Here is a 1,937-nt window from a genome sequence, read left to right as displayed (position 1 = left end):
GCCAAGGGCAACCAAAGCAGAACTCTTAGGGGGATAGAGGATGGAAGAAAAAGCGAAAGCTGACTTGTAATGAGCCAGATAGGGGTTTTAACGTCACCTCTGACCGAAAGGAAAGCTGACTTCTTCTGGGTCTTATACGGGAGAAACGAGACAAAGGAATTTAATCTAAGGACAAGTTAGATGGTGTCATCACTGACAACAAACGGACTAAAGAAACGGCTTGAAGACTGGAACCAGATTAGCTGGAAGAAGGTTAACAGGCTTGTGAGAAACCTACGTCAGAGAATCTTTCGTGCGAGAAAACTTGGTAACTTCCGTAAGCTACGAAGCTTGCAGAAGTTGATGCTACGAAGCTACGCAAATTTACTATTGTCAGTTCGACGTATCACTCAGACAAATCAAGGCAAGTCAACGGCAGGAATTGATAAAGAAATTGTCAATACCCCTCAGCAGCGAGTGATTCTGGTAAATAACTGGAATGGGGGAAACCTCAAACCGGCTCGGAGGGTGGAAATACCAAAACCTAACGGCAAGAAACGACCGCTCGGTATCCCAACCGTGCGTGACAGAATCGAACAGGCAAGAGTAAAAAACTCACTAGAACTCGAATGGGAAGCCGTATTTGAACAACACTCCTACGGATTCCGACCGGGAAGAAGCTGTCAAGATGCTATCGGACAATGCTTTAACAAGGTAGGGTCTGGCAGAGCAGGCGGACACAAATGGGTTTTAGAAGCCGATATCAAGGGATTCTTCGACAACATCGCCCATGAATCCATTCTGAACATGATAAGCAATTTCCCCAAAAGGGAGCTAATTAAAGGATGGTTAAAAGCGGGTTTTGTGTTCCAAGGGAAAATCAACCTGACAGAACAAGGCACACCACAAGGGGGAGTAATCTCACCCCTACTAGCCAATATTGGTTTGCATGGCTTGGAAACTTACATAAAAGCCACCAACCCAAAACTTGGTGTGGTTCGATACGCCGATGACTTTATCATTACGGCTAGAGATAGAATTAGTCTCGAAACTGCTCAAAACCTGATTCAGGCATGGATGTTAGAACGAGGTCTTGAGTTAAGCACTGAGAAAACAGTTATCACGTCAATGGAAGATGGCTTCAACTTCCTGGGGTTCAACTCCCGGCACTATGATGGAAAACTCTTAATCAAGCCGTCGAAAAAGAAGGTACTAACCTTCTGTAAACGGTTAGGTAAAGAAATCAAAAACCTCAATGGTGTAGAACAGGAAGTTTTAATTAGAAAGCTCAATCCAATTCTCAGAGGTTTTGCTAACTACTACAAAGGTGTAGTAAGCAAAGAAACCTTCAGCTACATCTCCTATAGATTGTGGCAATACCTTTGGCGTTGGGCAAAGCGTAGACACCCCAACAAGAATACTTCATGGGTTCGCAACCGCTACTTCAAGACTATTAAAGGCAATAGATGGATGTTTGCTTGTACCACAAGCGACCGACGAGGGAAAGACAAGGAACTTGTCCTGTACCAAATCGCGTACACGCCTATCGAACGTCATATAAAGGTTAAAGGTGACGCTAGCCCAGATGACCCCTCGTTAAAAGAGTATTGGGACAAGCGCCACCAGAAGCTTGGAAAAACTCGCTTCGATAAAGGAACTAAGCTTTATACAATAGCAGAAAACCAAGATTGGAAATGTCCGAAATGTGGCGAACCCCTATTCAATGGGGAGGAAATCGAAACCCACCATATAGTACCTGTTACTGAAGGTGGAACCGACGACACGGAAAATCTTCAGCATTTGCACAACCCGTGCCACAAGCAGGTACATAAAACCCAAGTCAAATCTCGCTGGAAGTAAGGCTTGAGCGCAGTGAGTTGGAAACTCTCATGCTGCGTTCTTAGGGGAGGGGAGAGGGGCGACCCTCGAACCTCACCCGACAAACCCGTGCATCACCA

Annotated in this window: 1 protein-coding gene; it reads left to right on the top strand. The window is 45.3% G+C overall.

Annotated features, from left to right (window positions below; genetic code table 11):
• Positions 1–180 precede the first annotated feature (180 nt).
• On the top strand, positions 181–1,839 hold the full coding sequence (gene ltrA / locus QUA54_RS34120) for a group II intron reverse transcriptase/maturase (protein ID WP_333419450.1): 1,659 nt from the start codon (positions 181–183) through the stop codon (positions 1,837–1,839).
• Positions 1,840–1,937: the final 98 nt, after the last annotated feature.

The sequence above is a fragment of the Microcoleus sp. MOSTC5 genome (genome assembly GCF_036701825.1).
In the GTDB taxonomy this organism is placed as follows: Bacteria; Cyanobacteriota; Cyanobacteriia; order Cyanobacteriales; family Microcoleaceae; genus Microcoleus; species Microcoleus asticus.
This window is presented reverse-complemented; position numbering and strand designations above follow the sequence as displayed.